This window comes from Sporosarcina sp. FSL W7-1349, assembly GCF_038003045.1.
Taxonomy (GTDB): domain Bacteria; phylum Bacillota; class Bacilli; order Bacillales_A; family Planococcaceae; genus Sporosarcina.
Genome location: NZ_JBBOOK010000001.1, coordinates 976,241 through 1,001,150 on the forward strand (window position 1 = coordinate 976,241; position 24,910 = coordinate 1,001,150).

Here is a 24,910-nt window from a genome sequence, read left to right on the forward strand (position 1 = left end):
GTTCGGTTGAAAATAAAGGATTTTTCTACAATAAAGTCAAGGAAAATAATTCTTTTTGAAGGGAATCGTTACATAACTGTGAAAAATATAGCTAGGAAATAAGATATAGGCTAAATTATGTACGGGAGGTAATGAAATGAAAGAAAAAACAATTATCATGCCTGAAAATCCGGTCTCTCATTTTTTATTCAATGATACGCGTTCTGGACTTATATGGCTGATCATCCGATTATACGTCGGGTATGCTTGGCTCATGGCCGGTTGGGGGAAAGTGAGAAGCGATGCGTGGACCGGTGATCACGCGGGCGATGCCATCCGAGGATTCGTCGGCGGGGCACTAGCCAAGTCTGCGGACGGCGGAGACGTGACCGGTTGGTATGCCTCATTCCTTGAAACAATCGTCCTTCCGAATGCCAAAGTGTTCGGCTTTTTGGTAGCATACGGAGAGTTGCTTGTGGGCCTTGGATTGATTTTCGGGCTTCTGACGGGCATTGCCGCCTTTTTCGGCGCCTTCATGAATGTCAGTTTCCTGTTTGCCGGGACGCTCAGCACGAACCCGATTTTGTTCATCCTTGCCACCTGGCTCGTTCTGGCGTGGAAAGTCGCTGGCTGGTACGGCCTCGACCGTTGGGCCATGCCGCTTCTCGGCACGCCATGGGCAAAAGCCGAAAAATCAAGATAAGTCGAGACGAGCTGCCGACTGTCTTGCCTACCACGGCTCCCGGTTTCATGTTACACTTAAAGGGAGCCTTGAAAGGGTGGTTTTGCTTGTCTAAAAAACTGGTGCTTTATATGGCCATGCTCATTATCGGCTTCTCCTTGCTCATCGTGTCACTCACCGTGGCGCTTCCCGAACCTGTCAAATGGGGCTGCATCGCGATTGCAGTAATCCTGAATGTGACGAGCGCCGTCGCTTCCATGAGAGCGGGATTGCAACAGATGAAGCCGGGCGGAGGAAGATGAATTATAAAAAGCCGTCCGTGAATGGTAACGGGTTCGGTTGATGGGGAGAAAAACGCTAATAGCAAGTCAAATAACGGTGAATGCTTTAAACACAAATTGACAATAGAAAAAGCAAGTAAAAAACGCACAGCTTACTCTGTAAATATTAAAGACAAGTAATCGTACATGATGACTTATCTCATCATGGCTTGTTTATAATGTTACACACATTATAAAAATGCACATTACTAAAAGTAAATTTTAGTATGTGCATTTTTATTTTGGCTAACATTTCAGCATATTTTTATTAAAAGGTTAAACATTTTACACTTTCGAAGAAAAGTACTAATAGAACTAACATACTTTATTGGAGGGGTTAATAATTGTATTGGTATCGTCCGAAACATGGTAAAAGTAAATATCAGCTGTTAGTATTTAAAGATAACAAGCCTTTTCTACCTTTGACAGATTATTACCAAGATTGTTTAGGGCGATAACCCCGTTATTATTTATTCCATCGTTTACACCAATTATTACAATCATCTCCATAGCATTCATGAATTCCATCGCTTTCTCTTTTTCCATGTAATGATTTGAGATTTAAACTTTGATATGGCATCCTCTGTTATTTCTACCGTATCATCTATATTTTGGATGAGAGGTTATATTAACTTTTAGTAGTTAAAAAAGAAAATTCAAACACCTATGCAACTAAATGGTCTGTTTGAGGCACGACCTTTATTCTTCCGCTAAAGTGCCCTTTTCTTGAATACGATAAAGGTGTGCGATTCAATCGTTTTCCCCAAAATAATAAACATAAATATCTTCCATACGTGGTAAAACGGCAATAGCATTGTCACCGGGCTTGTCGTTTGAAATGACACGTACCTCCACTTTACCTTGCAAGTGATGCGTATTGACTAATTTCAGTCTATGCTTTGTCTTCAGATAGGCTTTCTCCTCTACAATCATACTCCAAACATTGCCCTCTAGTTCAGAAAGCAATTCAGTTGGCGACTTCTTTTCAATCAATTCGCCTGCTTTTAACAATAAAACCTCATTGGCTACATATTCAATATCAGAAACAATATGGGTGGATAGAATAATGATCTTATCCTGAGATAACTCAGACAGTATCCCTCTGAACCGGATACGTTCACTCGGGTCGAGTCCAGCAGTAGGCTCGTCCAAAATGAGAACTTTAGGGTCGTTGATGAGCGCCTGCGCAATGCCGACCCGTTGAATCATTCCTCCTGAAAACCCTCGTAGTTTCTTTTTCTTTACATCTTGTAAGCCGACTAAATCAAGCAGTTCATCGACTTTGACAATCGCTTCCTTACCTTCCAAACCTTTTAATGCTGCCACATAATGGAGAAATTTTTCGGCAGTGAAATTACTATAGCCTCCGAAAGACTGAGGAAGATAGCCGAGTACATCCCGGTAACTTTCGCCAAGTGTCGAAATGTCAGCTCCGTTGTAAGTGATGCGGCCACTTGTCGATTGTAAAACATCTACGAGTATGCGCATTAAGGTTGATTTTCCTGCGCCGTTCGGACCTAGCAAGCCATAGATTCCTTCATACAATTCACAACTTACTTGTTTCAGGACAAATTTGTCACTATATTTCTTTGTTATATTTTCGATTTTCAGCGTCATATCTCTTTTCTCCTTCTTTGCAAATTTTTGTTGATAATCATTACGATAGCGAGCAAAATACCATACCACGCAGCCAGCAAACCAAGCTCCACAAAATCAATTGGAGAATTGTGAAATAGTTTCCCCCTTATGAGGTAGGAGAAAAAACCTTTATCCAACAACCAATGGATTGTGTACTTATTGACTAGGGACGTACGAGTTATATAGGAAATGCCATATAATAGACCGCAACTAATTAGCGTGATAGGATGCGATTTGACAGTCGAACAAATAACACATGCAAAGAGTGTAAAGAAATTAGCCCCAAGTAACACACTGAAAGTTTGAAGAATGAAGTACGCCGTGACACTCACATCATAGGGAATATTTACGGCCTGCTCCGATGTTTTGAAAAAAAGTACACCTCCGAGCTGAATTCCTATAAACAGTAATACAGTGACAATAGTAAAGAGTGAACTTGCTTGGAGACGTGCGATAAACAATTGCCTCTTACCGCGCTTGGTCGTATTAAATACATCTTCGACTTGGTCTTCTCTATCTTGGGAGAAAATTCTCGTTGCTATCAATAAAATGATTAACCCCATAGCAAACGAACCTAAAATATTCCAAAAGGTTAGAGACTTCATCAAAATTGCATCTGATGGTGTGTGACTCATCATGAATATCCAAATTACGAGCACGGCAACCACCGCTGGAAAGAATAATTGATGGGCAAAAAGTTTCCTCAGTTCATACTTCACCATTTCGTCTTTCTCCTGTAGATAGATATGATTAATATAATTTGAACTGTGATAGGGATAAATAGCGATACACAGATCATCCAATAATTTGGAAGTTCAACACTTACCATATATTTAAAACCCAATATGCCGTTGTAGCCATATGTATACAGTAAGTTAGCCGGAAAGTGAAAAACCCAATAAAATAACTCCCCAAGATGAATTGAGCTGAGCAATTTTGCATATAGCTCAAACAACGCAAAATATCCGCCGCAAATGGCCATGACCCATACACTTCTTTTAGTCAACAAAGAAACGACAATGACAAATAATCCGAAGACAAAGCTTGCGAAGACCATGTAACCATACTCATAAAGTACGTATTGCCAACGGGTGAATACATCTATATGTGGGTTATGAAATTGGAGCCACCGATTTGTATGATAAGACTCCACCATTGGCAAATTGTATCCTTCTATCGGATAGATTGACCCATAGACTACAAGTGCAACAAGATAGAAAAAGGTAACTACCAGAACACAATAAATGAAGACTGTATACAACTTAGCAAGGAGCAATTTAGTTGTTCCGTGTTTATACGTTTTCTGCAATTCCTCAATTCCTGTTTCTCTTTCATAAGGAATCATTCTTGAAATTCCCACCACAATCATAACTGCGACAAACCAAAAGCCCATACGTGGCATAAAGTCATGAATGGATAACCAAAAAGTAAAGTTAGGATCAGGCATTCTATCCGCGAAAAAAAACAGTGTCAACATTCCGAGGCAGATGAATAAAGCAACATAGACTTCTTTAAAAGAAAGTAGTTTTCTTATTTCAACATGAAGAATCTTCATATGTTTTCGAAGCTCCTTCCTTTATTCTTTAGTAGTCTGGCGATCATGTAGATTAGGAGAATGAGTAAAGTAACATTCAGCAGTACATACGCAGTTAAATGGATACTCAAAATCATGTCGCCAATCGGCGTTGAAATCGCCGCAAATCCCATTGCCCCCCAGACGAGTACAGAGACGCCAAGTACATTTTCATGTCGGATTGTTGCAATGTATAAGAGATAGACGGAGAATATGAAAGTCGGCGTCACTCCGTACATAACTAGTCTGAATATCGAAAATGTTTCCATATGAAAGCCTGATAAAAGAAAATACAAAATGGGGATCATCAAAAATAATATAGAGATGCCAGTAATGGTTATGATTCGTGAACAAAGCACTTGTTCATATGAAAACACAAAAGTTTTTTCAAGGTCTTTCATGACGTTATGCCCTCTTCCTGAGAGATTCCAAAAACCAATGAACAATGGTATAGGTGCTGTAAAAAATAGCATTAGATACGGATCGATTGATGCATCAAGGAATGGAAATAACGCTAATATTAAAGCAATCATAATGAAATAATGCAGTTTGCTTGTGGCCAGTAGCTCTTGGAGTGCGATGCCCAGTAAATTTTTAAACGTCCGCAGAAGCGTATTTTTTTTCTTTCCGGGCAAGTATTCTTTTAGAATCGTCAGAGTTTGTTCTTGGTCTTCAGGAAGCGGGGAGCTGACTCTATAGCTATCTAGGATTTTTTTTATCTGTTCATCCATTTTGAAATCATCCCTCATTTTACTCACCGTCCTTAACGATTTTTTGCAACTTTTGAAGTCCTTGGTAGAGCCGCGATTTCACGGTGGTCGTAGTGACGCCTGTAATATGAGCAATCTCTTTTGCCGTCAACCCATGATAATACTTTAATAGCAGGGCATTTTTCTGAATATCCGGTAACGTATTCACTAAATCTTCCACAAACTTCCTTTCGACATATCTTTCCGCAAAATCTCCATCCCCCTGATCGTCTTGTTGTACAGTCATTTCTAAATGACTTCTTTTTAACTCACGAAAACTGTTCATGCACCGATTATAGGCAATGGTGAAAAGCCATGATTTAAATTTCCGTCTTTCCTGATAGGTCGATAGAGCCTTCATCATGGAGATGAATATGTCTTGCGTGGCATCACTTGCCTCTTCATAGGAACCAAGAAGACGAAAACTATAATGAAAAATTTGTTCGTAATACTTACTGACAAGTTGTTCTAAAGCAGCTTCAGAACCTTGTTTTACTTTTTTGATCAATTGCTTATCTTCTTTCACACCGGTTATCACCCTCTCATATAGTGAACAAATGAGTTGCAATAAAGGATTTAAAAATTATTAGATTTCATAAAAATAAGACTTTAGTACCAACTACAAAAAGGTTGCCTCGTAATGAGACAACCCTTTGTGTTATTAAGAAAAGTTACCTTATAAAGGCAGCCAATTTTTCAACTAAATGGCCCGATTGCTTTACGAGGAAATATTAACGTCGTTTTGCGATTACTCTTATAATCAACATAACAATTCCGATCAATAGTATGAGAATCCCATTAACCAAAGTAATTAAACCTAAAAATGCTCCACCATAGCCTGCACCCTCTCCTGTTCCCCCTGAATCCCAATCATAGAAACGGAGAAATAATGCACCACTTGAAAAGCCAAGAACAGGGGCAAAAATAATCATAACAAATCCTGCAATAATAAGACTTGGTTTCCACTTTTTAAAAAATATAAAAGAAGCAACATTAAGCGATATTATTACAATGATAAATAAAGTTAATATTAAACCTTCCATCGCTTCATCCCCCTATGCACGACCATGTCATTAAAAACTATCCCAACTGGATATAGTTATTTCGTAATTTGGCCCGTTTGTTGAAGAGCTATCTATACCATATTACCACATTTGACCATCTAGCAAATGTTTCTGTTACAAGTTATGATTCCGATACGACATAAAAAAGATCGTCAATGATGATCTCCTATCCACCCTTTTTTGCGATATTGCAGATTCAAAAACCAATCGTGGTACGAATTCCTTCTAAAAAATGTCCCGAACATAGATATAACAACAAAAATAGGGACACCAATCCATATGCGAATTGTGTCCCACTACTACTGTGATATTTAATGTTTTCTCCCTGTAAACCGAACCCATTACATGAATGGATCGGCTTTTTCGCATTTTTTTAGTTATTCACAAAAAGTCCAGGGTTTTCAGAAAAAGTGCCTTCAAGGAATCGCTCTTGATGACCGATTCAATCATCGCTTCCATATACACATCTCTCGGAATTGTCTCGTATGCCCACTCCACCCCTTTCGACCGCGCATAGGCGTGTATGAAAATACGCGTCGTCCGTCCGTTCCCTTCCCGGAAAGGATGCAGCATATTGAGTTCGGATTTGAAGAAAGCCAGTCGGTCGGCCGCTTCCTCCAACGTGGTCCAGCCCGGTTCCTTGCCTAGCTTGCAAAACAGATCAGCCGAATACAAGTCGAGATGTTCCACTTGGCAAAATCGCGTTCCGCCCTTCATTAGCTGAACGTCCCGAAACTCGCCGGCAAATGAATAAAGATCCTGAAATAAATGCTGATGTAAACTTTTGAAACCCTCTTTGGTGAATGGAAAATGAAAGCCTCTTTGCTCCAACTCAGCCGCACGGATTGAAAAGACCAACGCTTCCGCTTCCTCCAGCTGTTCGTACGTTTGGATCCCTAACAAATTATGCCGCAACAGGTACGGATCATTTTCTTCACTATTATATCTTTTCACAGTCCAGCGCTTCCTGAATCATGGCGGATGTGATTGGAACTCCTGAATTGATCAGCTCCAGCACTCTTTTTTGCAGAGCGGTATGAAGGGTCATATTTTCCAAATGGAGATTGTGAAGCACCCTTTTGAATTCCTTCGACTCCATCGTTAATTCCTTCATCGTCCGGCCCCTTCCACGTACAATTCTTTCCTCTATTATACAACATAACCGCGTTTTTTTCCAGAAATCCTCTATCAGTGCCAGTCACCTTTCCGGGAAACCTACACCTTTTTTTTCGAAAAGAACTAAACCGGATTCCCCGACGTCCTATGACGTAAGGAAAGATATGAGATGAGGGATTCGAATGAAACAGAAGATCGTAATTGCAGGTGGAACTGGTTTCATCGGCCAATATATTGAAAAGAAGTTCACTGATTTGGGGTATGACGTCATCCATATTTCGAGACGCCCCCAACATCTTTCATGGAATAATCGAGATGGCATCATCCAAGCGTTGGAAAATGCAGAGATGCTAATCAATCTGGCGGGAAAATCGGTGAATTGTCGATACAATACGAAAAACCGGAGTGAAATTTTCGACTCCCGCACCGCAACGACGGAAATACTCGGACAGGCACTGGCCCATTGCGAAAACCCGCCTCCGCTTTGGATCAACTCCAGCACGGCCACCATTTATCGGCATGCCGAAGACAGACCGATGACGGAGTCGGGCGGCGAAATCGGCACCGGCTTTTCCGTCGAAGTTGCAAAAGCCTGGGAACACTCGTTGTTCTCGTTTGATCTGCCGAAAACGAGAAAGGTCGCCTTACGACTCGCCATCGTTCTCGGTGAAGGCGGAGTGATGGGCCCTTACCGGAACTTAGTACGTTTCGGACTCGGTGGCGTGCAAGGATCGGGAGACCAAATGTTCAGCTGGATCCATATCGAAGACGTGTTCCGGATTCTTTTATTCCTCCAGGCGAATGAGCAGTTGGATGGGGTTTTCAATTGCTCCGCCCCTTCCCCGATCACCAATCGGGAATTCATGGCGCAGCTACGGAATTCGATGAACCGAAAATTCGGCTTGGCGTCCCCTGCATGGATGTTGGAAATGGGCGCTGTTTTCATGCGTACCGAAACGGAATTGATCCTCAAAAGCCGCTGGGTGTTGCCCGAACGTCTGTTGGAAGAGGGATTCGAGTTCACGTATGAGACGATTGATCAAGCGCTTGGACAGATTTTGAAATGATGGAACGTGACGGCGAAGCACCGTCACGTTTTTAGTCATTACCCTTCCGTAAACGTAATCTCCACAGCAGCAGGCCGCCGAATTCCGTTTCCGACGTAGATCGTCCTATTTAAAAATTGGTAGGCTTCACTGGCTGTTTCGAATACTGGCGTCGTCTTAAAATAATAGGAACCGTCCGGTACAGGTTCACCAGCCTTCAGTTTCTCCATGATGTCGGGTGGTCCGTGGCGGTATCCTTTATTGACCACGTAAATCAGTTCCCCATCGCTCATCTGGAGCACATAATGGGCCACCACTTCGGTCACACCATCGTTTCGGATCAACTGATAATCTGCGCCGCCCGGCAGGACCTCCCCGTGTAACCCCGCCCCTTCGACCGTGCCGCCGGTAATGGGAATCACCCTTCGGATTCCGGCTCCTGTGTGTCCGATTTCTATTGGTGGGCCCACTGTGATAGTTACTTTAAATGAATTTTCCATTCTATTTCCTCCTGCGAGATGAAATTTCTACCTTCTCCATTATAAAGAAGTCTATTTTGATTTGTTATAATACTATCCATTTTCAATTTATTTCAGTGAATTCCACAGAAACTTAACCCAATACCCCCCAAAAAACCCCTTCCGGAACCATTATCCGAAAGAGGCTGTCACACTTGTATTCATGCCGCTGACTATCTTGAAATTCAAGTTCGATCCCAATAACGTTTCTTGGCGATGGCTTCGACAAATTGAGCGGCAAAATCGGCATTGTCGGCTGCCGATACGACACCGGCCATATTATTCTGCTCACCCTGCAGTAGATACGCATGACCGCTGGACGCTACGCCGATCGGTTTCATATGGACATACTGCATCCGAACGAAATCCATCAGATACTGATCGAATTTCAGTTGGTTCCCCGATTTCCCGCCAACGACATAGATCGCATCATACAAAGTCGGATGGGTCGTCATGAACGTTTTGTTCGGCTGCAGCGCCGTCCCGTCTTCCGCGGTCACCGGACCTAATTTTTCAGAGACGATGTCGAAGGTGACCCCATTTTTCTGCAAAGTCTCTAGCGTGTTCTTCACTTCCTCCCCATCGAACCCGTCTCCGATCAGCACGCCAACCTTCTGGGTCATCGCGGAGTGCGGAGAATTCAGCTGGCTTAGGGAAGGGTAGCTTCGTTCCTCTTGAACATGTGAATTATTAGGTTTCTCCACTCCGATGTTGGCCGCGATAAGGCTGGCCATCTCCTGGTCCACATTCGCCCACATTTCGACGTTCTTTTGGCGGATCCCTTCATCCTTCACGCTTCCAAGGTGGTAACTGAATGATTCCACCAAATCTTGTTTCTCCGGCAGGGACAAACTATTCCAAAAGATCCTTGCCTGCGTATAATAATCCTCGAATGAATCGCTTGGATGTTCTCTCGTCACTTGCCCTTCCACCGGCTTCGGATAATTCTCATAGCCGCCCTCCTCCGATGGTATCTCGGCAGGCGTATTTTCGGCCAATGAATTGTTATGGTAATGGACGGTGTCTGTGTCGATCGTATGCTTTTGGTAGCTGTCCCGAAAATTATTCGACACTTCCGCAATCGGCCGATTGACTGGAAGTTCTTCATAGTTCGCGGAGTTTTGTCGGTACAATTCGGTATCCCGGTAGGCGAAGGATCGTCCTTGCAGCACCGGATCGTTGGAGAATTCAATACCGGGCACGAGATTGGACGGGTTGAACGCCGACTGCTCTTCCTCGGCAAAGAAATTGTCCACAAGCCGATTCAGCGTAAGTTTCCCGATAATCTTCACCGGAATCTCTTCTTCTGGCCATAGTTTCGTATCGTCCAAAATGTCAAAATCGAACTTGAATTCATCTTCATTGGCAATCAACTGCACCCCGAGCTCATATTCCGGATATGCCCCGCTCTCAATGGCCTCGATCAAGTCCCGGCGGTGGAAATCCGGGTCGACCCCGCCAATCAAGTTCGCCTCATCCAACAGGAGCGAGTGCACGCCGAGCTTCGGCTTCCAGACGAATCGGACAAATGTCGAAACCCCTTCCGCATTCACAAAACGGAATGTATTGATCGGATAGCCTTCCATCATCCGCCAGCTTCTCGGGCGACCCCGCATCGACATGACCCACATGACCATATGTGCGGATTCCGGGTTATTTACGACATAGTCCCAGAAGCTGTCATGCGCGACGGTCGCCTGCGGGATATGGGTCTTCGGATTCGGCTTCGCCGCATGCGTGACATCCGCAAATTTCATCGCATCGGCGAGGATGAAGACAGGGAATTGCAACGCCAGAGAATCGTAGTTCCCTTCTTCCGTATAAAATTTCACCGCAAACCCTCGAATGTCCACGGCCGTGTCCTTCGATCCTTTATTCCCGATGAAATTCGAAAACCGGACAAACGCAGGCGTCTTCTTCCCAGGTTCCTGCAAAAACTTTGCCATTGTGTAATCTTGCATCGATTCGTACAGTTCAAAGTCACCGTACGCCCCGAACCCCCGGGCATGGACGACTTTTTCGGGGATCCTTTCCCGGTTGAAATGCGTTTGTTTTTTATAGAAGTGGAAGTCCTGCATCAGCAGCGGCCCGCGGTTTCCCGCCCGTAACGTCTTTTGGTCATTTGCGACCTTCATGCCGCTCTCTTCTGTCATTTGCTTGTCCGGACCTGTGTTCCTTTTGCGGAACGGCTCCAATTGTTCATCCTTGCGATTCATAGGCTGTTGCTTGTTCTGATCCATTTTGTCATCTCCCTTTTCCTAGAATCAGTTTGCCAGATTGCCCGTCAATGATCTTCTGAACCTCTACCGAAATAGCAATCTATACCCTTCTTCCCTCGGTCATGCCCTTTTAAACGGATCCCGGACAACCGAACAATCGGGTTTAATGAAAAAAACGCGATTGTTTACACAATCACGTTTTTCGAACTTTCATGTTTGTTTGGGCGCCTGGTACATACCGCTCCCGCCATGTCTTCACTTCTTTTTCATTCAACTCGGCTTCGAGCTGTCCATCCCATTGCTCCGTCAATGTGTTCCATACGCGGGCATAGAGCAGGTCTTCCGCGGCTTGATGCAATCGGAATTCGATGCAGGGGACTTCTTGCTCGGCCCCGCTTTCCGAAGCCGAGATGATGTTGGAGACGACGATTTGGACCTCGCCCTCCGCCGATTCGATGCCTGTCGCACGGAGAATGTCGAGCATCTCCTCATCTCTCAAACGGGTGACATCCCATCCATCCGTCTCATCCGCATAGCGGTACAATTCAACGACTTCTTCTGAAGGTGCCTTCCCCTCCCCCTTCAGGAAAGCTTGATGGACCGGGCTGTAGGGGGCGGTGTGGACGCCTCGCTCCGGCTCACTTTCAAACACACCGGATTCCAACTGTCTTCTTCCGGCTGCCGTCAAGGTAAAATACGAGCCGTTTTTTCCGATGATGCCCGTTCTCTCCATCTTGGCAATCAAATCTTGGATAAAAAGCGGTTCGACCAATAAAATGTCGCTCAATTCCTCCGAATCCGAAATGGACCCTTCTTGAAAGGCGACCAATATCATTTTCATTAAAATATCCATTTTCGACTTTCGGATCGTTTCATATTCGATGTCGATGGAACGGACAGGCAAATTCCACGTCAGCGACTCCAGCACTTTCACCTGGAAACCGTCTTGCAATTCCTTCTTCAGTCGATGGACCAACTCTTTGATCTTCTCCACCTCCGCTTACCCCAATTGTCCTTGAACTTCCCGCAGACCATTCCCCTTTTTGATTTCATCCAGCAGCCGTCCGTACATCTCCCGTGACTTGGCGTCTTTTGTTCGGATCGTGAACATTTCCGAACTGCCGACGACGATAAGCAATTCCCGCGCCCGGGACAACGCGACATTCAACCGCCGGTAGTCTTTCGCAAACCCGATGCTACCGCTCTTTTCCCGATGATTCCGGACAAAGCTCAGCACGATGACGTCCATTTCCATCCCTTGGAATTTATCCACCGATCCAGTCCGGCAATGCAGATGCCGGGGAATCAATTCTTGCTGGATTAACCGATCGATGCGCTTCACTTGCTCCCCGTAGAAACTGATGACGCCCACGCTTTTCCGATCATCCGGATGGAATCGGCCTTGCTGTTTCGCCGTCCCGACGCTTTCGTCCAAATCCTCCAGCAAGTCACGGATCACATTCAATTCCGCTTGATTGTACAGGCTGGTGCCCCCTTTCGCCTTCTCCTCGTAAAACGCTGGGGCATTCGGCAGATCGAACCAAAGCAGATGATCCTTCCTCTTGATATGACGGGATTCCAGCAAATGATCCCGCACTGTGTCCGAATCGTCCAAACCGCAAAGCAAGCGGGAATCGCCTTCCTCGTAAAACGGCGCAATCGTCTCCATGATGCTTTCGTGCATCCGATATTGAATGCCAAGCATCGTCTTGTTCTGCTTTGGCAACGTCCTGAAAAGCCGTTCGAATAAAGACTCTTTCAACAGCTTCTCGAGTTCCCGTTTCTCCTCTCGATCTTCAATCTCTTCCAGGAATTCATCCATCGTTTCCTGACCGACGAGCGGCGGCAGCTGATGATGATCCCCAACTAATATGATCTTTTTCCCTTTCAGTATCGGCAACAATAACTCGGGTGGGGTCGCTTTCGAAACTTCATCGATGATGACAACATCGAAGTCTGGATATTCTTCCATGAAGTCCCGCCGGGCGGATGCGACACAAGTCGTCCCGATGACATTGGCATGCCGGACATACAACTTCCTGATTTCATCGAGGTCATAATCGTTCGCCTCTTGTAATAAAGAAACCCATTTTTCCTGCAATGCCATCGTAATGGGCAAGCGCTCTTGTTCCCGCTCCCATTCCGCCATTCGTGCGGATAGTTCCTTCATTTTAGTTTGTACTTGTTGTTGCTCCGCTTCGGGTTGTTGCTCTAAAAGTGCGGCCAGCTCCTGCTGACGCGCTTCAAGGTCATTCATTTGAAGGCGGTATTTTTCGATTTCCGCAGTCCGTGCCAGATGCGCTTCTGTATTTGTTTCAATCCGATTTGCCACATCCTGCTGTTGCTTCTTTTTCGCTTCCAGCTCCATAGATTTTTCATTCCAGATGGCTATCGTTTCTTCATATGAAGCGACCATTTTCTCCATATCAGCCAGTTGTTCGATTTTTTCCGCCAAGTAGGCCGTTTCGTCAAATTCTCCAATGACGGCAAGTTGGGCGGAGCTTGCTGTTCGCATGTCCAGCAGTTTACTTTCCTCTGCTTCCGCATTTGCCTGCAAGCTCGTCAATTCCTGTTCCGTTTGATAAATGGCCAGTTTCACTTGTTCGGCAATGCCCTCTTTAACCCGATGGAACAACGATTTCGATTCGTTCACTGCGGCCAGCTGTGTTTCCGTATACCATTTCCGATCCTTTAAAATGTTGAAAGCAGTGGCGACGTTTTCGAGGATTTCAAATTTCTTGGGGGAATATGTCCGTACCGCCAGAGCTTGCTTATGATCCGGCCTTACGATGTAACGGCCGATATTGTCGATCAAGGCATTGATATCCCGCAGGGCGGTGTATCGACGGTTGGCCGGGACTGGATACTGTTGGATCTGCTTCCAAAAGCCTTCCCGTACTAATATTTTCTCGATCATTTCCAATGCTTTGTCCAGACGATCGCTCAACTCGAGCCACTCCGTATAGGAGGATTTTTCCTCCTGGATGGTGGCGACCAGCCGGTTGAGTTCCTTCATGTTTCGAAGGGTCTCATCATTCGGCATGATCCCGATTTCCGCTAGCTGGTTTTTTAATGAATCCAATTTGGTCAAGGCAGGCAGATTTTCGGAGAAAGCCCGCAATTGGATGGCATTGCGCTGCTTCGTTTCCATTTCCCGACGCAATGTTTCCAACGAAGTGCTCAGCATATCAATCTGCTGCAATGTTTCCCGGTAGGCGATTTCATTGCGCAAGTGAGCCATTTGCCCTTTCAAGCGTTCGATTTCAGAATTCTGTTCCAGCTTGTCGCTGTTTACATGAAGAAACGCTTCGATTTGCTCGATTTCTTCATCGAGTTGTTCGGCGGATCGGCTCAGCTCAGCTTTCGCTTGAACAAGGTTTTCAAGTTCCTTATGGAGCTCTTCCGTCTTGGCGTTCAAGCGATTCCACTCTTTCACAATGGTTTGCTGCTCGGTATGGGCCGCCTCTTTTAAACGAATCCGCTCAGCGATGGACTCTAAATCTTGGACATATTTTTCTTTGCGCTGCACGCCTTGGTCGAGCTCCCGCTCCAACTGATTTTTCCGTTCTGCGTGGGAAAGGAGATGCTCCTGCACCGCGCGCAACGTTTGGTCCCTCCAATGGGAAGCGACATTTTCCTCGATGAACCGTTTCCCCTCTTCTTCGATGCTCTCCGTCCTGCCATAGCGCAAAATCCGGATATCTTGGTGGGTCAGCAATCTGCCCAGGGCGTTGTCGACCGCCAGATTCGCTTGAGAAGCGACGAGGGTACGGAGGCCGGCTTTCACATTTTGATGGCAAATCTCCGAAATGACCGTCGTTTTTCCTGTCCCGGGAGGCCCTTGGATGACATATAGATCATTCGCTGTCATTGCTCCCGTGACCGCTTCCCTTTGGAATTCATTCAAATTGTTATGGAATTCGAGGTCGAGCTGTTTTTTGGAAATACGGACGACCGGGCGTTCTTCAAACAGGATCTTCTCCAAGTTCGGATTGGCGGCGAGCCCGTCTTGAAGGTCCTTAAAGCCTTTCCGCAGCCGTTTCACTTGGCTTAATTCCGCAAAATTGCTGAAAACGAGTTCCTGCTGGTTGGCGGATGGCCATTCCTGTCGGCGGGCCATGGCCTGATATTTGCGGTTTAATTCAATCTCCACAATGCTTTGCGATCGGTTCGCTTGGACGACTTGGCCAAAATCATGCGACTGCCCTTTGAACTTCGCGCTAAATCCCGTGATCGTTTTCCATTCATTCGCCTTCAATCCATGACAACTAACACGCAATTTGCTGAAATCCTCATTCAATCGGGCTTTTGTGAATGAAGTGATGACATCTTCTGCATCCGCATTGCGTTCCTGGATACGCAAATAACCTTCCCAGCTGGAAATCCGTTTCTGGACATACTCCGAACGCTCCGCCGCCACGGGCAGCTCCCGGAGGCTCGTATACAATTCAATCGGCAAAGGCATCGGACGGCCGATCTGAAATTTCAACCGGGTGGAGAAACGGCGATTCGTGCGGACCGGTTCGGAACGGCCTCTTACATGAAAACCGGTTGCCAGAAAACCGTCATTTTTACTGACACATTCCATCACCGCCACCCTGCCGTTCAAATGGGCAGCCAAAGCCTCATTCATTTCATTATCAAAGAAAACCGAAAACGCCATGTTCCCATGTTTGTTGATCGGCCCCTTTTCAATATGTACGTCAAACGCCTGCTGCATCGCAAAAAAGGCGAATTCATCTTTCGCATATTTGGAAATCCCCCTGCGGGCATTGTCCGTCACACTGAGACCGCAGGAGAATACTGACTGTTTCAAAACTGCTTGCTCCACGTTCATGCCTACTTTCCACGATCCTGATAGTTCAAGAAACCATTTCTCTATCATATCATGGACAGCGAAACCGGTGCCAGGCACCAAAACAAACGCGAAAGTTCAAACATTCATGATTGTTTAAACAAACATGAATGTTTGAGTGCCTGGCACCAAAAAAGCACAAGAGAGCATGGTTGCGTCTCTTGTGCTTATGGCCATCCCAATGACTTTTAGTTGACTGCCTGTTTTTTCACTTTCTCCAAATGACGCTCCATCTGTCCCAAATGTCCTTCTACATGTTTGATTAGCAGATGGTCGATCAGGAAAGATAGCGGTTTGCCATCGAAGTTTGGATTGTAGCTTGGAGCGGTTTTCGCCAAATCTTCTTCCTGCACATTCGAGAACGCCTGGTCAACAAGAGGCATGAGCGCTTGTAGACGACGCGTCGCCTCTTCGGCTGTCACACCCGACACATAGGTTTCCTCGACAGCTGCCAAGCGCCGGACATGTTCGTGGTTGCGTCCCCATTTTGCTCCTGGCACGATCAACAACGCTTCCAAATCCGCTGCCCAGAACTCCACCGCTTCGATGACATGGCTCGCAATTTGCATGACAGACCATTCTTCTTCGGATGGTTTTTGGTACAATAACGAGGTATCTGCCGCTCCGATCAATTTCACCATTTCCTGGATTGCCGCATTCATGCTCTTCGAACCTTCTTGCAACTTTTCAATTGTCATCCTATCCAATTCCCTTCTCTAATTCATTGCCACCGCTAATTTCTTCCTGTTCTTTGCTGTCAAATCACTGGTGGTGTCTTGTCCATTATACTAGACTTGTAAAAGTTACGCGATAATTCAATACTGCCTTACACTTTCGATAAAACCTTGACGCCTCGGCTGTCTGCGTATACATCCACCGTCGTGCGAGCATAGTACGCTGTAGGAGGTGACCGACGATGAATAAGAATAATAAAAAGACGATGAACGAGAGAACGCACAATCCCCATCACGTCTACAAAGACAATCGCAACAGCAACAGCAATACGAATAACCAGTATGAAAACCGGAGTCAAGAGTTCGCAGCGGACTTTGGTGACAACAGCAGGAATGCTAAAACGCGAGATCACGAATGAGGGATTAGGAAAATGCCAGGGGCCATTTTATTTTGGTCTCTGGTATTGTTTTGTAATGACGCTTGTAGTGGTGACTGTCACCTTTACTATCACCTTTGCTACACAGACCACTTGATAAAATAGTCCATTCCCGAATAAACTTAAAGTATAGTGTAGACAAATCAGTGGAATCAGCCAAAATATGATATAATTCTTACTGAAAATGAATTTGTACCGACAGCAGCCATTCGCCATGGAATGGTTTCTTTTTATTTCCAATACGGACTATTTCACTTGAAAGGACACACTATGCTAAAACAATTTTTCTCCTATTACAAACCGCACCGCAGATTGTTCATCATCGACTTTTCGAGTGCGGTGTTCGTCGCTTTGCTGGAGCTCGTCTTTCCGGTGGCCGTCCAATGGTTCATCGACAGCCTGCTCCCTTCCGGTGATTGGGGACGAATCACGACGGTCAGCGTTCTTTTGCTCTTTATATACATATTGAGCACGTTTCTGCAATTCATCGTCAACTATCTTGGCCATAAGCTCGGCATCAATATCGAAACGGATATGCGCCGGGAACTGTTCGAACATGTCCAGCGGCAGTCGTTCCGGTTTTTCGACAATACGAAGACCGGCCATATTATGACCCGCATCACAACCGATCTGTTCGATATCGGTGAATTTGCGCATCACGGGCCGGAAGATGCCTTCATCGCCATCATGACCATCGTCGGCGCCTTCGGACTCATGTATTCCATCAATCCGGAGCTGGCGCTCATCACACTTGTCATGGTGCCCGTTCTAATTGTAATTATCACGTACTGCAATAAGAAGATGAACGCCGCCTGGCATAATATGTACGGCAAAATCGCCGAAGTAAACGGACGCGTGGAAGATTCGGTCTCCGGGTCCCGCGTCGTGAAATCTTTCACGAACGAAGATTTTGAAATGAAGCGGTTCAATCAAGACAATGGCAATTTCAGGTTGGCGAAGTTGGTTGCCTATAAAGTGATGTCGTGGACCTCCTCTTCGATCTATATGTCGACCCGGATTATGACTCTCGTCGTCTTGGTCGTCGGCTCTTGGTTTACGTTCAACGGGCAATTGACATCCGGAGAGTTTGTCAGTTTCATCCTGTTCGTCAATATTCTGACGAAGCCAATCGATAAAATTAGTGCATTGCTCGAAATGTATCCGAAAGGGATGGCTGGGTTCAGTCGATTCCGCCAACTGATGAACGAAGAACCGGACATTCAAGACGCGCCGGACGCCATCGATGTCCCCCATTTGAACGGTGACATCCAACTGGCAGACGTCACGTTCGGCTACGACGGCAATAAACCCGTGCTCCAAAACATCAGCCTGTCGATCAAAGCCGGACAGACGGTCGCCTTCGTCGGTCCGTCAGGCGCAGGAAAAACGACGATTTGCTCCCTCATCCCGCGTTTCTATGATGTACATGAAGGACAGATCACGATTGACGGACTTGATATCCGCCAGATGACACAGAAGTCACTGCGCAGCCAAATCGGCATCGTCCAGCAAGACGTATTCCTCTTTACCGGGACGGTCAAAGAGAACATTGCATACGGCAAGCTCGATGCGACGGATGAAGAGATTTTCGAAGCGGCAAAACGGGCACATCTGGAAGAATTCATCGCGAATTTACCAGATGGGTACGAAACCCAGATCGGCGAACGCGGATTGAAACTGTCCGGCGGGCAGAAACAGCGCCTCGCCATCGCCCGCATGTTCCTGAAGAACCCGCCGATCCTCATCTTGGACGAAGCGACGTCCGCCCTCGACACGGAGACGGAACGCATTATCCAGGAATCGCTCGAGGAGCTGTCCGAAAACCGGACGACGCTCGTCATCGCACACCGTCTTACGACCATCCGCAATGCCGACCGCGTCATCGTCGTGACACCGGACGGTATCGAAGAGGAAGGTACCTATACGGAACTCGTCGAACAAGGCGGCATGTTCGCCAGACTGCATGCAAATCAAATGTAAGGGAAGATAAAAAACGGTGCCTGTTTGATAACCATTCGTATCATCATGAATGCTCATCGAACAGGCACTGCTTCTCGGCTTCCGCAGCCCGTTTCACCTTTTGGGCGTGCTGAGCGATAAATTGTCTCATATAGTTTTCCAGAAACAACAAGTCTGCCACTTTACCGAATATGCCAAAAGGAGATTGATACGAGACGGTATCCTTCATCCTCGTTCCCGTGCCGCTTGGAATGAATTCATGCGTATGCTGGAAAGATTGGAAAGGACCTTGGACCATGGCGTCGGTGAATTTGCATGGATTGTCCATCTCTATGATTCGTGACTTCAATTTTTGTTTTATTCCGAAATGGCTCACTTCCCAGGTGACGGAATCGCCAAGCCCCATCAATCCGGACGTAACCCCACCAATCGCCTTTTGTTTCGTAAGCATCGTTTTCCCCGAATGGATCTCCACCGTTCTGGCCAGATCGAAACAAACTTGAATGGAAGCGTCAATTGAAATTTCATGTTCGATAACCGGCATGAAGTCAACCCCTCTTTGAAGTAGATACTTTTTATTCTTCCCGAAAATTAGGTTAATGGAACGTAAAGTTCAGGGAAAAAGGGCGCCCCTCATGAATCATCTACTATCATCCTATCTGGAGACTGAGTTTTCCAAAAACATCGACGGTGACTGTCTTCCCTACAAATGATAGACTGGTAGGGGATAAATACATAATGGGAGGAAAGCAGAATGTCAATTATAACAGGCCTGCAAGAGCGCAGGGCGATACGGAATTACGATGGACGGGACGTGGAAGACGATAAAATCCGCCAATTGCTGGAAGCCGCCACGTGGGCGCCAAACGACCGACTGCGGGAGCCTTGGACATTTTACGTAGTAAAAGGCGAAGCGAAAGAACGGTATAATCAGCTGGCGGAGGAGTTTTTGCAAGATCGTTTCCCGACGAAGCCCCATTTAATCGAAAGTTCACTGAAAGTGGTGCTGAGCACGCCAGTTCATATTATTGTGACGAGCGATATCGTGCCCGATGATCCGGACGCCACAAAAGACAATGTTTTTGCGGTCAGCTGCGCCATCCACTCGATGTGGCTCGCTGCACATGACCTCGGCCTTGGGTTTGTCTGGCGGACGCGCGGAGTCGGCCTCGTGCATGACGAACGGCTTCACCGATTCATCGGCTCGCCGGAAAATAAACAAATCATCGGCAACTTGTTCATCGGCTACCCGGATCCCGAATCACTCGCCAAACTGAAAACTCCGGCACGCACGCCATATGAGGAGAAAACCGTCTGGTTGGATATGTAATAAGGTGACAGTCCCCTTTACAATTCGGACACTATTCTGAATCGTTTCCGAATTATTTGGGTGACTGGCACCTTTTCAATGTCCTTTTATGAACGTACCCTGTAAACACTTCCCATGGCCTTGGCCCTCCTCCGCCAGGCAATCCTCTTAAAGCTCAAAATGCTAATAAGACTGATGATATACCAACGTTTACAAAGGTTTTTAGGTTCAAGTTGGTTCAAAACAATCAGGGCAAGTTTTTATATAATTACTTAATTTTTGGTAAGGCGTTTTTAAATCTTGTAATCAAACCGTTTTCGGTATATAATTTAGTTAACTTAACTAAACTAAGGAGTTTTGAAAATGGAAAAAGAGATAGTTTCAAACGAAGATAAGCAAAAAAAACCATTCCTTTTTAAACTTGGAATAGGGCTTCTAATCCTTTATCCAATACTATGGGGATTTGCTGCCATCGTACCATTTACCCCATTTCCAACCCACATTAAGGCCACTGTTATTACAGTATGTATAGTAGTGGGAGAAATCTTTTTTTTGATAGGTGTTGCCTTTGTCGGCAAAGAAATAGTGACTAAATATAAAAGTAAGTTAAACCCAAAAAATTGGAGAAGAAAAGGCGGTAAACAAAAAGATGAAAAATGAAAACCTACCTGAGGAAATTAATCAAGCACTTGAAGAACTATGGCTGTTACTTGAAGCAAAAGAAAGAGATTTCACAAATTTCCAATTAAATAATCAGCAATATACGATATTAACATTAATTATTCGGCATCCATCATCCACTCCTACAGAGTTAGCAGAAAAAATGAATATTACCAAAAGCGCTATCAGCCAACAGTTAGTAAAACTTGAAATGGATGATTATATTTATAGAAAACAACATTCAGAAGATAAGCGTACATTTTCGGTTGAATTAGGCAAAAAAGGATTGCTTTATAAAAAAGAAATGGAAAGATTTATGCAGCAGATTACCGAAAAATATTATGCGAGTCTATCACCCGAAGAATTAACAAACTTTTTATCCGCACTGCAAAAGCTAACAAAAGTAATTAATGAACTGTAGGGATTATTGTAAAGGTGACAGCCCCCTTTTTATTTCGGACACTTCTGAATTGTTTCCGAATTGTTTGATGACTGTCACCTTTGCATATTTTCGTTGGCTAGTGAGTAAAGTTGAATATATCCATGCAAAGGAGTGATCGAATGGCAAAATGCAAATCCTGTGGTGCAGATAAATCCCAATGCAAGTCTTGTAAGAAATGCTGATCGTTTCCCCTCTTCCGCAATCGAAAGATCGTACCCGATCATAAATGGGTACCGGTTTTACACTTGCTTCGCCCATCTTCATTTTCATATACAATAGGATAGCTTTTTATAATAGAAGGGAGGCGAGAATCTGTTGCCAGGCTTGGAATTCATTCTTATGAATCAGTTGACATGGAATTGGCCGTTGCTCCTTACGCTACTTGGCATTGTTGCCCTATATCTGTTTGCCGTCCATCGATACGCCAAAGGGAAAACAATTCTCCTGCAACCCTTCTGCTTTTTCACAGGCTGTTTGCTTCTGCTGCTAGTCGTCGTTAGTCCTTTTGCAATTATCAGCCATGTCTCATTCAGTTTACATATGATTCAAATGAGCATCCTGTACTTCATCGTCCCGCCTCTTCTACTGTTAGGCATTCCGGAGCAACTGCTTCACCGCCTGCCGCGTTTGCCGAAGTCCAGCTGGCTGAAAATGAATCCCTTTCCCCGAAACATAGCTCTGTATACATTTGCTTCATTATTCCTCCTCTATCACACCCCATTCATCCTGACATTTCTTGTTGGCCATCCCTTATTACAAAACAGCTATTTGCTCCTTTTATTCGCTTTATCCTTTGGCATGTGGCATCCGATCGCGTCGCCCGATCCTTTGCTACGGTTATGCACTTGCAAAATGAAACAGTACACTTTTTGCAGCGGGCTTGCGATCACGCCGGCCTGTCTTTTATTTATCGGGGCGGCTATTTTGGAAAATACAAGCAACCCGTTACTCATGCAGCTGACCGCCCATATTTGCATCCCGTCTTCTTCAGGTAAACCGCCCATCCTCCCCTCGCCCTTTAACACGAAATACGACCAACTGCTGGCGGGCATTCTCATGATGGGATTGCATAAGTTCAGTTTGGCCATGGCCCTTCGGCTGGAACGCAAAATATCTGCACGCTTCTACGCGGAAGTGGAGAAGGAATATGGCGACTGTCAATAAGTTATACTTATGTATTTTTATAAATAACCTATATTTTTCTTATAGAACGGAGGATGATATAGTAAAGTAAAGAGATGGGAAGTGATTTACATTGAGAATTTTTGATGCTCATTTTCATATTATTGATTTTGATTTCCCAATTGTTGAAAACCAAGGATATTTGCCGCCTAGTTATGTTGTAGAAGACTATCAACAGGAAGCTGCTGAGTTGAATGTAGCAGGTGGAGCGATCGTCTCGGGTTCATTCCAAGGATTTGACCAAGAATATTTAGTAAACGCACTTAATAAAATGGGTTCCACATTTTGTGGTGTCACACAATTACCTTTTACGGTGACGGACGAAGAAATTATAAACTTACATGAAAAAGGGGTAAAAGCATTACGGTTTAATATAAAACGAGGCGGTTCAGAGGATCTATCAAAGCTCGATTACTTGGCGAGGAGAGTTTATGAGGTAGCTGGATGGCATAGCGAACTTTATATCGATGCAAAAGAATTACCCGAAATTGCATCGACTATTGAAAAGCTACCAGCTATTTCAATTGACCATTTAGGGCTGTCAGAAGAAGGCTTACCGCATTTATTACAATTAATTGATAAAGGCGTCCGAGTAAAAGCATCAGGTTTTGGGCGTGTGGAACTAGATGTCGAACATGCTTTAACATCTATTTATGCAACAAACCCGGATGCGCTAATGTTTGGAACAGATTTGCCCTCTACAAGAGCCAAAAGACCGTTTCAGTACGGAGACATTGAATTAATTCAACAGCTGTTTGACGAACAAGCTACTGATAAAATTCTGTATACCAATGCTTTCAATTGGTATTTCAAGTGATTTAGCACTTATGGATTTGGAATAAATTTTTTAATGGATGGATTCACGTAAAAACGGGGCCTGCGCAGGAACTATATCGTTCCTCACACAGGTCCTTTTTGTTGTAACCATTTTATTGCACTCCCGGCCATCCGCCTACATATCCTGTAGGAGATAAAGCCATTATTTCTTGGAAAGGATGAAGCGTTGAGTTCTTCCATCGATTATTCATTGCCGACGGCGCAGTTTGCTATTGATATGAATAAAAGCCCTTTTTTCAAAAAAGACGATCAGAATTACATTACAATTGCCGGTGTCGAGCAGCTGAACACGTTGAAAAATCTATCATTTCTTGACATTCACCTAAGCAAAGACAATGTCATTGAACCACATTATCATCAAAATGCGGAAGAGGTCGTCTATTGTATTGCAGGAGGCGTTTCAGTCGGTCTATTGAACCCATTCACGAAACAATACCAACATTATTCGCTATCCCCTGGGAAGCTTATTAATATTCCGCGCGGTTGGTGGCATTACGAAGTGGCCACGATGGAGGATACCCATTTGTTTGCTATTTTCGACGCCCCCACTCCGGAGATCATTCTCGGATCCGATTTCTTATCATTGACGCCCCCCGAGATCATGGCACACACCTATTGCCTGAACGAAACCCAATGGAAAAGAGCCATTTCCCCAATCAAGCCTTCGATGATAATCGGGCCGCCGATAGACTGCCGTCAAACGAACCCATATCCTTACCCGTATCCTTATTATTAGGTAACAGGGGGCCTAATTAAGTTCACTGGGGAAGCTCTTAGTTACTTCGCCGTTTGCCCGCCGTCCACGGCCAGATTGACGCCCGTAATGTAAGAAGCCTTGTCCGAACAAAGAAAAACTGCGGCTTGTGCCTGTTCTTCCGGGCGAGCCATCCGTCCGAGGGGAATGTCGTTTTCCACGTATTTGGCCTGTTCGGGCACTTCCTTTGACCACGCTTCCACGGAAGCCGTTAACGTCATGCCGGGACAGATGGAATTTACACGGATTCCCTGTTTTCCGTATTCCAGCGCGACGGACTTGGTCAACCCGTTAACAGCCCATTTTGCCGCACTGTAGGTCGCCAAATTTTCCGATCCGAGCAAGCCGGATGTGGACGCCGTATTGACAATCGCTCCGCCACCAGATTCCAGCATGGCGGGAATCTGATGTTTCAATGAAAAATAAAGGCTCGTCTGTGTAATCTGGACACAACGATCCCAGTCCGCCGTCTCGGTCTCCGCAATCGGTTTCGTAGGAGCACCGATTCCCGCGTTGTTATGAGCCCAATCCAAGCGACCATAATGGGACACTGTCCGTTTCACCAGATCGATGACTTGCTGTTCCTCCGCCACATTACAGTAAACAAAAATCGCGTCCCCGCCATTCGCTTCGATTTGGCGTACGGTTTCCATGCCGTCCTCTTCATTGATATCCGACACAACGAGCTTTGCCCCTTCTTCTGCGAACGCAAGCGCACTCGCCCGGCCGATTCCATTTCCCGCGGCTGTGACAATCCCGACTTTATCCTGCATCAATTTACCCATTCCCTTACCTCCCTTTTCATATAAACCCTATTTCGCTATGGGTGCGAAAAACCCTTTTTCGAGTGAATACTGATTCCCCAATCCCGCTTTTTTGCAGGGGTTTGCCACCCTA

26 protein-coding genes are annotated in these 24,910 nt (G+C 45.3%); 11 read left to right on the plus strand and 15 right to left on the minus strand.

Annotation, left to right across the window (positions count from 1 at the left end):
* Positions 1-136: 136 nt before the first annotated feature.
* Together MKY41_RS04910 and MKY41_RS04915 are read left to right on the plus strand one after the other, a co-directional pair.
* Positions 137-682, plus strand: a complete 546-nt coding sequence (locus MKY41_RS04910; RefSeq protein ID WP_340743977.1) for a DoxX family protein — start codon at positions 137-139, stop codon at positions 680-682.
* 86 nt (positions 683-768) lie between these two features.
* Positions 769-963, plus strand: a complete 195-nt coding sequence (locus tag MKY41_RS04915) for a hypothetical protein (protein ID WP_340743978.1) — start codon at positions 769-771, stop codon at positions 961-963.
* A gap of 768 nt (positions 964-1,731) precedes the next feature.
* Here MKY41_RS04915 and MKY41_RS04920 read toward each other — a convergent pair.
* From MKY41_RS04920 to MKY41_RS04955, 8 genes are all read right to left on the minus strand, one after another.
* Positions 1,732-2,598, minus strand: coding sequence for an ABC transporter ATP-binding protein (locus tag MKY41_RS04920; protein ID WP_340743979.1), 867 nt, complete (start codon positions 2,596-2,598; stop codon positions 1,732-1,734).
* Positions 2,595-3,341, minus strand: a complete 747-nt coding sequence (locus MKY41_RS04925) for a hypothetical protein (protein ID WP_340743980.1) — start codon at positions 3,339-3,341, stop codon at positions 2,595-2,597. The genes MKY41_RS04920 and MKY41_RS04925 overlap by 4 nt, the downstream gene beginning before the upstream one ends.
* Positions 3,335-4,174 carry a hypothetical protein gene (locus MKY41_RS04930; RefSeq protein WP_340743981.1) on the minus strand — a complete coding sequence of 280 codons (840 nt, stop codon included), beginning with the start codon at positions 4,172-4,174 and terminating at the stop codon, positions 3,335-3,337. The genes MKY41_RS04925 and MKY41_RS04930 overlap by 7 nt, the downstream gene beginning before the upstream one ends.
* The gene (locus MKY41_RS04935) at positions 4,171-4,923 is read right to left on the minus strand and encodes a hypothetical protein (protein WP_340743982.1); all 753 of its coding nucleotides are present in this window, start codon (positions 4,921-4,923) and stop codon (positions 4,171-4,173) included. Before MKY41_RS04935 ends, MKY41_RS04930 begins: the two co-directional genes overlap by 4 nt.
* 19 nt (positions 4,924-4,942) lie before the next feature.
* A complete protein-coding gene (locus MKY41_RS04940) occupies positions 4,943-5,467 on the minus strand; it encodes an RNA polymerase sigma factor (protein ID WP_340743983.1) in 525 nt (174 codons plus the stop codon).
* A gap of 205 nt (positions 5,468-5,672) precedes the next feature.
* Positions 5,673-5,984 (minus strand): inner-membrane translocator, encoded by a 312-nt coding sequence (locus MKY41_RS04945; RefSeq protein ID WP_340743984.1) that lies wholly within the window; start codon positions 5,982-5,984, stop codon positions 5,673-5,675.
* Between the two features lie 402 nt (positions 5,985-6,386).
* Entirely contained in the window at positions 6,387-6,959 is a 573-nt protein-coding gene (locus tag MKY41_RS04950) for a Fic/DOC family protein (RefSeq protein ID WP_340743985.1), read from the minus strand.
* Positions 6,946-7,119, minus strand: a complete 174-nt coding sequence (locus MKY41_RS04955) for a Zn-dependent hydrolase (protein ID WP_340743986.1) — start codon at positions 7,117-7,119, stop codon at positions 6,946-6,948. Before MKY41_RS04955 ends, MKY41_RS04950 begins: the two co-directional genes overlap by 14 nt.
* 184 nt (positions 7,120-7,303) lie before the next feature.
* Between MKY41_RS04955 and MKY41_RS04960 the strand changes: the two genes are divergently transcribed.
* The gene (locus MKY41_RS04960) at positions 7,304-8,188 is read left to right on the plus strand and encodes a TIGR01777 family oxidoreductase (protein WP_340743987.1); all 885 of its coding nucleotides are present in this window, start codon (positions 7,304-7,306) and stop codon (positions 8,186-8,188) included.
* Between the two features lie 38 nt (positions 8,189-8,226).
* On the opposite strand, the gene MKY41_RS04965 is transcribed toward MKY41_RS04960, so the two are convergent.
* The 5 genes from MKY41_RS04965 to MKY41_RS04985 form a co-directional block, all read right to left on the minus strand.
* Positions 8,227-8,667 (minus strand): DUF3237 domain-containing protein, encoded by a 441-nt coding sequence (locus tag MKY41_RS04965; protein ID WP_340743988.1) that lies wholly within the window; start codon positions 8,665-8,667, stop codon positions 8,227-8,229.
* A gap of 203 nt (positions 8,668-8,870) precedes the next feature.
* Positions 8,871-10,925, minus strand: a complete 2,055-nt coding sequence (locus MKY41_RS04970; RefSeq protein WP_340743989.1) for a catalase — start codon at positions 10,923-10,925, stop codon at positions 8,871-8,873.
* Between the two features lie 172 nt (positions 10,926-11,097).
* Positions 11,098-11,898: a hypothetical protein gene (locus MKY41_RS04975; protein ID WP_340743990.1), complete on the minus strand. Its 801-nt coding sequence runs from the start codon at positions 11,896-11,898 to the stop codon at positions 11,098-11,100.
* A gap of 6 nt (positions 11,899-11,904) precedes the next feature.
* Positions 11,905-15,720: a DEAD/DEAH box helicase gene (locus tag MKY41_RS04980; protein ID WP_340743991.1), complete on the minus strand. Its 3,816-nt coding sequence runs from the start codon at positions 15,718-15,720 to the stop codon at positions 11,905-11,907.
* Between the two features lie 227 nt (positions 15,721-15,947).
* Positions 15,948-16,457 (minus strand): DinB family protein, encoded by a 510-nt coding sequence (locus MKY41_RS04985; protein WP_340743992.1) that lies wholly within the window; start codon positions 16,455-16,457, stop codon positions 15,948-15,950.
* A gap of 218 nt (positions 16,458-16,675) precedes the next feature.
* Here MKY41_RS04985 and MKY41_RS04990 point away from each other — a divergent pair, with 218 nt between their 5' ends.
* A complete protein-coding gene (locus tag MKY41_RS04990; RefSeq protein WP_340743993.1) occupies positions 16,676-16,852 on the plus strand; it encodes a hypothetical protein in 177 nt (58 codons plus the stop codon).
* 288 nt (positions 16,853-17,140) lie between these two features.
* Positions 17,141-18,850 carry an ABC transporter ATP-binding protein gene (locus tag MKY41_RS04995; protein ID WP_340743994.1) on the plus strand — a complete coding sequence of 570 codons (1,710 nt, stop codon included), beginning with the start codon at positions 17,141-17,143 and terminating at the stop codon, positions 18,848-18,850.
* A 43-nt stretch (positions 18,851-18,893) separates the two neighbouring features.
* Here the strand turns inward: MKY41_RS04995 and MKY41_RS05000 are convergent, their stop codons facing one another.
* A complete protein-coding gene (locus MKY41_RS05000; protein WP_340743995.1) occupies positions 18,894-19,373 on the minus strand; it encodes an SRPBCC family protein in 480 nt (159 codons plus the stop codon).
* A 210-nt stretch (positions 19,374-19,583) separates the two neighbouring features.
* Between MKY41_RS05000 and MKY41_RS05005 the strand changes: the two genes are divergently transcribed.
* The 6 genes from MKY41_RS05005 to MKY41_RS05030 all read left to right on the plus strand — a co-directional run bounded on the left by MKY41_RS05005 (position 19,584) and on the right by MKY41_RS05030 (position 23,995).
* A complete protein-coding gene (locus tag MKY41_RS05005) occupies positions 19,584-20,159 on the plus strand; it encodes a nitroreductase family protein (protein WP_340743996.1) in 576 nt (191 codons plus the stop codon).
* A 342-nt stretch (positions 20,160-20,501) separates the two neighbouring features.
* Complete coding sequence (locus tag MKY41_RS05010; RefSeq protein ID WP_340743997.1) at positions 20,502-20,798, plus strand: transporter suffix domain-containing protein; 297 nt, start codon at positions 20,502-20,504, stop codon at positions 20,796-20,798.
* Positions 20,788-21,219, plus strand: coding sequence for a MarR family transcriptional regulator (locus MKY41_RS05015; RefSeq protein ID WP_340743998.1), 432 nt, complete (start codon positions 20,788-20,790; stop codon positions 21,217-21,219). Before MKY41_RS05010 ends, MKY41_RS05015 begins: the two co-directional genes overlap by 11 nt.
* 336 nt (positions 21,220-21,555) lie before the next feature.
* The gene (locus tag MKY41_RS05020; protein WP_340743999.1) at positions 21,556-22,404 is read left to right on the plus strand and encodes a cytochrome c oxidase assembly protein; all 849 of its coding nucleotides are present in this window, start codon (positions 21,556-21,558) and stop codon (positions 22,402-22,404) included.
* A 91-nt stretch (positions 22,405-22,495) separates the two neighbouring features.
* The gene (locus tag MKY41_RS05025) at positions 22,496-23,239 is read left to right on the plus strand and encodes an amidohydrolase family protein (protein WP_340744000.1); all 744 of its coding nucleotides are present in this window, start codon (positions 22,496-22,498) and stop codon (positions 23,237-23,239) included.
* 186 nt (positions 23,240-23,425) lie between these two features.
* Positions 23,426-23,995: a cupin domain-containing protein gene (locus tag MKY41_RS05030; protein ID WP_340744001.1), complete on the plus strand. Its 570-nt coding sequence runs from the start codon at positions 23,426-23,428 to the stop codon at positions 23,993-23,995.
* A 41-nt stretch (positions 23,996-24,036) separates the two neighbouring features.
* On the opposite strand, the gene MKY41_RS05035 is transcribed toward MKY41_RS05030, so the two are convergent.
* Entirely contained in the window at positions 24,037-24,798 is a 762-nt protein-coding gene (locus MKY41_RS05035) for an SDR family NAD(P)-dependent oxidoreductase (RefSeq protein WP_340744002.1), read from the minus strand.
* Between the last annotated feature and the right edge of the window lie 112 nt (positions 24,799-24,910).